The 7,137-nt window shown below is 70.4% G+C and carries 7 protein-coding genes; 2 read left to right on the top strand and 5 right to left on the bottom strand.

Annotation, left to right across the window (positions count from 1 at the left end; genetic code table 11):
• Together ACI379_RS14270 and ACI379_RS14265 are read right to left on the bottom strand one after the other, a co-directional pair.
• Positions 1 to 1,183, bottom strand: a 1,183-nt coding sequence (locus ACI379_RS14270; protein WP_439792760.1) for a GDSL-type esterase/lipase family protein, incomplete at its 3' end; no start/stop codon positions are given.
• 105 nt (positions 1,184 to 1,288) lie between these two features.
• Positions 1,289 to 2,290 (bottom strand): GlxA family transcriptional regulator, encoded by a 1,002-nt coding sequence (locus tag ACI379_RS14265; RefSeq protein WP_439792759.1) that lies wholly within the window; start codon positions 2,288 to 2,290, stop codon positions 1,289 to 1,291.
• A gap of 93 nt (positions 2,291 to 2,383) precedes the next feature.
• On the opposite strand from ACI379_RS14265, the gene ACI379_RS14260 reads away from it, so the two are divergent.
• Positions 2,384 to 2,536 carry a hypothetical protein gene (locus ACI379_RS14260; protein WP_439792758.1) on the top strand — a complete coding sequence of 51 codons (153 nt, stop codon included), beginning with the start codon at positions 2,384 to 2,386 and terminating at the stop codon, positions 2,534 to 2,536.
• A 109-nt stretch (positions 2,537 to 2,645) separates the two neighbouring features.
• Here the strand turns inward: ACI379_RS14260 and rpsA are convergent, their stop codons facing one another.
• Both rpsA and ACI379_RS14250 read right to left on the bottom strand, forming a co-directional pair.
• A complete protein-coding gene (rpsA, locus tag ACI379_RS14255; RefSeq protein ID WP_439792757.1) occupies positions 2,646 to 4,100 on the bottom strand; it encodes a 30S ribosomal protein S1 in 1,455 nt (484 codons plus the stop codon).
• Between the two features lie 222 nt (positions 4,101 to 4,322).
• Positions 4,323 to 5,219, bottom strand: a complete 897-nt coding sequence (locus ACI379_RS14250; RefSeq protein WP_439792756.1) for a phosphotransferase family protein — start codon at positions 5,217 to 5,219, stop codon at positions 4,323 to 4,325.
• Positions 5,220 to 5,282: 63 nt separating this feature from the next.
• On the opposite strand from ACI379_RS14250, the gene ACI379_RS14245 reads away from it, so the two are divergent.
• The gene (locus ACI379_RS14245; protein ID WP_439792755.1) at positions 5,283 to 6,098 is read left to right on the top strand and encodes a class I SAM-dependent methyltransferase; all 816 of its coding nucleotides are present in this window, start codon (positions 5,283 to 5,285) and stop codon (positions 6,096 to 6,098) included.
• 86 nt (positions 6,099 to 6,184) lie between these two features.
• Here ACI379_RS14245 and ACI379_RS14240 read toward each other — a convergent pair whose 3' ends face one another.
• Positions 6,185 to 7,042: a DUF3068 domain-containing protein gene (locus tag ACI379_RS14240; RefSeq protein ID WP_439792754.1), complete on the bottom strand. Its 858-nt coding sequence runs from the start codon at positions 7,040 to 7,042 to the stop codon at positions 6,185 to 6,187.
• Positions 7,043 to 7,137 lie beyond the last annotated feature (95 nt).

Below are 7,137 nucleotides of genomic sequence, written 5' to 3'. Positions count from 1 at the left end.
GCCACCCACCACCGCCCTCCCCCGTGCGGCGGTACCAGACCCGGTAGGAAGGGACTCCGGGCGCAGGGGCCCACGACAACGCCACGGCCCCGTCCACTCCGGTGACGGTCGGGGCGAGGGCGACGGAGGGGAGCGCGGGAGCCGTCGGGACCGCTTCCACCACCGGCGAGCGTGAGCGGAGACCGCCCCCGGTGGGACCGCGCCCCGGCTCGACGGCGAACTCGTACACGTGGCCGTTGACCAGCCCGGACACGCGCTCCGCCGTCCCCTCGACCTCGCCGCGTTCGGTCATCTCTCCCTGTCCCGCCGTCACGTCGCGGAACAGGACGCGGTAGTGGTCGGCCCACTCCGTCTGGCTCCACCGCAGGTACGCCTCCCCGTCACCGACCGACACCGCCAGCGACGGCGCTGCCACCTGCCGGCGCTCGGCCTCCGCGACGTCGTCCGTCGACGGCGCCGCCATCGGTTCCCCGACTCCCAGCTCGGCGAGGCCATCGGCGACCGCACGGGCGAGCGCCCAGTCACCGGCGGCGTTGGGATGCACCCCGTCCCACGTCGTGGAGGGCCCGTAGTAGCGGTCCGCAGGGGCCAGGACGACGCGCGAGGTGTCGGAGTCCCAGGCGTCGACGCGGCCGGCCAGGAGATCGTTGGTGACGGTGCTGCCGGGCTGCTCGGCCACCGGCACCCCCATCGCGACGACGTCGACGGCCGCGTCCGCGGCGCGGAAGTTCTCGATGACCGCACCCAGCAGGTCGACGGTCTGCTCGGGAGTCTCGTGGGCGTAAGCCAGGTCGTTGGTGCCCAGGGCGAGGACCACCACGTCCGGGTGGAAGTCCTCGACCAGCTCGTCCGGCGGCGTCTCGAGCCAGGTCGCGCTCTGCCCCCAGCGGGAGGCGTGCTCGGAGTCGAACTCCGGATCGACGTAGAGGTCCGTCTCGGGCCACGTGGCACCAGCGTCGGTCGTCTCCGGCACACCACGACGTGGCCCGACGAAGTCCACGTCGGCCCCGACGTCGGACAGGTGCTGCGCAAGTCGGTACCGCCACGTCCAGTCCCCGGCCCGCCCCTGCGACAACGAGTCCCCGAGGACGAGGATCCGCGTCGCTCCGCGCTCCTCGTCGTCCCGGGCACACGCCGTCAGCGGCAGGAGGACCAGGCACAGGAGCGAGGCCAGCACCGTCACTCGCGCACGCTGGCGCCGCGAACGGCCAGCGCTTCCCAACAGCAGCCTCATCGGCTCTCACGCTACTGCACCGCGCCGAACGGGAGCCGCCCGCCAAGGCGGCGACTAGCCCACCCGGGAAGGCGCCGGGGCGGATACCGAGAAGGCCCTGCGGTAGCGCGTGGGGCTCACCCCACGCGCCCTGGTGAAGTGGTGGCGCAGGACGGCCGCCGTCCCGAAACCGACCTGGTCAGCGATCTCGTCGATGCTCGCGTCGCTGCGCTCGAGCAGCTCCTCCGCGGCCTGGACGCGACGGCTCAGCACCCAGCTGTACGGCGTGGCCCCCGTCTCCTGCTTGAACCGGCGGGCGAAGGTCCGGGGACTCTGGTTGAGCTCGGCCGCCAGCCGGTCGACAGTGAGGTCGGCCGTGAGGTTCTCCCCGATCCAGTCCAGCAGGGCGGCGAGCGTCTCGGAGTCGCAGGTGGGGACCGGCCGCGCGATGAACTGCGCCTGTCCCCCGTCCCGCTGGGGAGGCACGACCATCCGCCGGGCCGCGTCGGCGGACACCTTGGCGCCGTACGTCTGTCGCAGGAGGTGCAGGGCTGCGTCGATGCCTGCCGCGGTGCCGGCCCCGGTCAGCACGTGGTCGTCGTGGACGTACAGCACGTCGCGGTCGAGCTGCGCGAGCGGGAAGGCTGCCGCCAGCGCGTCGGCGTGCCGCCAGTGGGTGGCGTAGCGACGTCCGTCGAGGACTCCCGCCAGCCCGAGGGCGTACACGGCCGTGCAGTGGGCGAAGAGCCACGCCTGACGGGCGTCCACCTCCCGGACCAGGTCCACCACGGCGGGGTCCGGTCGGGTGTAGTCGCGGTACGGCACGACGCAGACCAGATCGGCGTCCGCGGCGAACGAGAGGTCGTGGTCGACGACGAGGTCGTACCCCGAGCTCCCCCGTACGCGACCGGGACGCGGCGTGACGACGCGGAAGTCGAAGACCGGGTTGTCCTCCTCGGGATGGTACGGCTCCGCGAACACCTCGCACAGCGCGCCCAGCCCGAAGCTCTCCACCCCGTCCTGGACGACCAGCGCGACGCTGCGGATGGGACGCGTGACCGCGTGCAGACCACTCATGGGCCCATCCTTCACCAGGCATGGCAGTAAATCAACGAACAATGTCATTACTGCCACTCGTACCCGGCAGCACTGCCGGCGCAGAGTTGATCCATGACCTTGTTGACGCTGATCCTCGCGACGGCCCTGGTCGTCGCCGTGCTGGTGCTCACGGCTCGCACCGTGATCCACGATGCCCCCGTGCATCCCCCTCGTTCCCACGAGACCGACCCGGACCTGCTCCCGCCCGCGCTGCGCCTCGGATGACGCCGCACGGGGGCGCGCAGCCCGGCCCCGCCAACGAAGAACCGCCCCGAGGAAGTCCTCGGGGCGGTTCTCGTTGGTGCTCAGTGACGCTGCGTCACCGACCAGTGGCTCAGGCGCCGCCGGTCAGCTTCTCGCGCAGGGCCTGCAGGGCCTCGTCGGAGGCCAGCGAGCCGGACGTCTCGACCGGGGTGTCGGAGGAGTACGAGGTGGCCTCGCCAGCCTCGACCTCGGCCTGCTTGGCCTCGGCCTGCTGCTTGACGTGGGCCTCCCAGCGAGCGTGCGCCTTGGCGTACTGCTCCTCCCAGGTCGCGCGCTGCTCGTCGAAGCCCTCGAGCCACTCGCCCGTCTCGGGGTCGAAGCCCTCGGGGTAGACGTAGTTGCCCTGCTCGTCGTACGTGGCGGTCATGCCGTACAGCGTCGGGTCGAACTCCTCGACGTCCACGGCGGCAGCGGTCTCGTTGGCCTGCTTGAGGGACAGCGAGATCCGGCGACGCTCGAGGTCGATGTCGATGATCTTGACCATGACGTCGTCGTTGACCTGGACGACCTGCTCGGGGATCTCCACGTGGCGCTCGGCCAGCTCGGAGATGTGCACCAGGCCCTCGATGCCCTCCTCGACGCGGACGAACGAACCGAAGGGCACCAGCTTGGTGACCTTGCCCGGGACGATCTGACCGATCTGGTGGGTGCGGGCGAAGTGCTGCCACGGGTCCTCCTGGGTCGCCTTCAGCGACAGGGAGACACGCTCGCGGTCCATGTCCACGTCGAGGACCTCGACGGTGACCTCGTCGCCCACGGCGACGACCTCGGACGGGTGGTCGATGTGCTTCCAGGACAGCTCGGAGACGTGGACCAGGCCGTCGACGCCACCCAGGTCCACGAAGGCACCGAAGTTGACGATCGAGGACACGACACCCTTGCGGATCTGGCCCTTCTGGAGCTGGGTGAGGAAGCCGTGGCGGACCTCGGACTGGGTCTGCTCGAGCCAGGCACGGCGCGACAGGACCACGTTGTTGCGGTTCTTGTCGAGCTCGATGATCTTGGCCTCGATCTCCTTGCCGACGTACGGCTGGAGGTCGCGGACGCGACGCATCTCCACGAGCGAGGCGGGCAGGAAGCCGCGCAGGCCGATGTCGAGGATGAGGCCACCCTTGACGACCTCGATGACGGTGCCCTCGACGACGCCGTCCTCCTCCTTGACCTGCTCGATGGTGCCCCAGGCGCGCTCGTACTGGGCGCGCTTCTTGGACAGGATCAGGCGGCCCTCCTTGTCCTCCTTCTGGAGAACCAGGGCCTCGACGGCGTCGCCGACGGCGACGACCTCGTTGGGGTCGACGTCGTGCTTGATCGACAGCTCACGCGAGGGGATGACGCCCTCGGTCTTGTAGCCGATGTCGAGCAGGACCTCGTCGCGGTCCACCTTGACGATGGTGCCCTCGACGATGTCGCCGTCGTTGAAGTACTTGATGGTCGCGTCGACCGCTGCGAGGAAGTCCTCTTCCGACCCGATGTCGTTGACTGCAACCTGGGGCAGCTCGTGGTCGGGGATCGTGGAGATGGTCATGAGTAGAAGGATGTCCTTGGATGGATGAAGTCGTGCCGGTGCGCGCACAGGCCGATTTCACTGCCACGACCGGATCTCCGGGGAGTTCCGTGGCCCTACCGTGGGTGGGGCCGGGTGACAGCGAGCCGTGGTCCGCTACGTCTGGGACAGGACAGACCGGTGGCGCACCGCTCAGCGTACGCGCCCTCGTCGGGCGGAGTCCAACTGGTGCGCACCGGTCGATCAGTCGGGCCGGGCGTGCAGGTCGCCCGTGCTGGCGATCGCGCGCAGCAGTGCCTCGGCACGGCGACCCTCAGGGCGGTCGGGCACGCGGTCCACCAGGTCCACGAGAGCCAGCAGGTCCGCCGCCCGACCGCCCTCGCGGACCGCCGCGGGCTCTCCCCCGCGCAGGGCGGTCCACGCCTCGCACACGGCACGCTCGTCCTCGGGCTCACGGGCCCCGCGCAGCAGGTTGCCCACGTCGGAGAAGGGGTGCCCGGCGTGGGCGAACTCCCAGTCGACGACGGCGAGGACCCGCGCGGCCTCCGGGTCCACCAGCACGTTCTTGGGGTGGAGGTCGCCGTGCACGAGGCTCACTCTGCCCACACCGTCCAGGACGTCCTGCGCCTCCTCGGCGACGGAGAGCAGCCGCGCCCGCCGGTCGGACGACCACGACCCCCAGGCGCCGCCCCCGTTCCCCAGCGAGCGCGTGACGTACCCGACGAGGTCGTCCTCGAAGGGTTCGACCCTCAGGTCGGGGTCGCGGAAGCGCCCGGCAGCCAGCAGCGGCATGCCGGCGAGGGTCGCGGCGATCCGCGCCAGGTCGGCGAGCAGGAGTCCCCGCTCGCGCGGAGCCATCGTGGCCAGCGCGAGGTCCCCCCTCTCCCCGGCGACGAACTGGGTCACCAGGAGGCCCGGCTCGTCCCGGTCCAACCGGCCCGGCCGGGTCTCCAGGACAGCCGGCACCGGCACCAGGCCCCGGACCAGACGGTGGACGGAGGCCTGGATCTGCGGGGCGTACGGCCCCGGGGCCTCCCCGGGCGGGTGGATGCGCACCACGACCGGCCCCTCCCCCAGGTCCGCGCTGAACGTGCGGCCAGTGGCACCGCCCTCCAACGGATGCAGGAAGGCGGCGAGCACCAGCCCAACGTACCGTCCGGTCCGCCCCCGAGGGTCGCGGTGGGCGGGTCTACGCTCGTGGACGTGGAAGATCACCAGCCTCAACGGGTACGCGTGGAGCGTCGACCGGTGGACGAGGCGGAGTCCCGGGCCGCCAACGGACCCGACTGGGACCGGTACGCCGACGAGTACCAGGCCACGCACGGGGAGTTCCTGGGCGACGCCGGTTTCCTCTGGGGACCGGAAGGTCAGCGCGAGGACGACCTCCGCGCCCTGGGCGACGTACGGGGCAAGGACGTGCTCGAGGTGGGCAGCGGCGCCGGCCAGTGCTCGCGCTGGGTGTGGACGCAGGGAGGCCGGGGCATCGGCCTCGACCTCTCGCACCGCCAGCTCCAGCACTCGCGCCGCATCGACGAGCAGACCGGGATCCCGGTGCCCTCGGTGCGTGCCACCGCGACCTCGCTGCCCTTCGTCGACGACTCCTTCGACATCGTCTTCTCGTCGTTCGGGGCGCTGCAGTTCGTCAGCGACATCGACGTCTGCCTCGACGAGGTCACCCGGGTGCTGCGGGCCGGCGGGAGGTTCGCCTTCTCCATCACCCACCCGACCCGGTGGATGTTCCCCGACGACCCCACGACCGCGGGCCTCACCGCGAGCCAGTCGTACTGGGACCGCACGCCGTACGTGGAGATCGACGACGAGAGCGGTGACGTCTCCTACGTCGAGCACCACCGCACCCTCGGCGACTGGGTCGACCTGCTCGCATCACGGCGCTACCGACTGGCACGGCTGCTGGAACCGCAGTGGCCCGCCGACCACGACCGCGTGTGGGGAGGGTGGTCGCGGGCCAGGGGCCTGCTGACGCCCGGGACGGCGATCTTCGTCGCGGACCTCGACTAGGAGCCGGGGCGACGCAGCCCCGAACACCTCGAGGCCCCGCCGGCGACTGCCGACGGGGCCTCGAGGAGGGTTTGGTGCTGGGGCGGTCAGGCCTGCTCGGCCTTGCGGCGGCTCAGCAGCAGACCGATCACCAGCAGCAGCGCGCCGCCGATGAACCCGACGAGCGGGACGGTGTTCAGCAGCAGGTTGAGGCCGCTGACGTTCGTCTTCGCGTCCTCGATGTTCTTCTCGACCTGCTCGTCCGTCATCGCGACGGTCAGGTCGATGGCCACGGTGCCGTCCTCGAGCTCACGGTGCTCGTACTGCTCCTGGTTGATGATGGCGCCGGTGACGGGCTCCACCCAGATGTCCTTCTTGGTGGTGTAGAAGCCGTCGATGCCGCTGGAGACCTCGGCGGCGACGTTCTCGGCGCTCACCTGGAAGTGGTACGACTCCACGCCGTCGAAGTCCTCGGTGCCCTGGAACTCGGCGTCGAGGGCCTCACCGAGAATGCCGTCCCAGTAGGGGTAGGTCCGCTTCTCGGTGTTGAAGGGGAACTTGTTCTGGATCCCCTCACGGTCGCCTCCGGTGGCCAGCGCCGTGACGCGGTCGGTCTGGAAGACGTCCACCGTCGCGCTCACGAGACGGGGGTCCTCACCGTCGACGCAGTCCGGGGTGCCGGGCTCGTCCTTGACCACGCACACGGTGCTGGCCCACACGACGTTGTTGTCGTCCGAGCGGTCAGCGTCGGTCTGCGTGAGGTTCGTGACCCGCACGGTGATCGGCTCGACCTCGCCCGACTCCGGGTTGATCTTCTCGCCGGAGCCCGCGAGGCGGGTGATCTGGTCGATGTTCGTCGGTGTCTTCTGAAGGACCCCAGGGGCCCAGGTCTTCGCCAGGATGGCGATGACCAGCAGGAATGCTCCCAGTCCGATGAGCACCCAACTGACAATCTTGCGCAGCATGTTCCCTCCCAGGACTCAGCACAGGTCGCCGAACAGTAGCAGGGGGTTTGGCATGAGGTAACTCTCTGTCACATAACAATCTGGACAGGTGTCGA

The sequence above is a fragment of the Nocardioides sp. genome, assembly GCF_051876515.1.
GTDB lineage: Bacteria > Actinomycetota > Actinomycetes > Propionibacteriales > Nocardioidaceae > Nocardioides.
The sequence above is the reverse complement of the archived record's forward strand: the minus strand, read 5'-3'. Positions and strand labels throughout refer to the sequence as shown.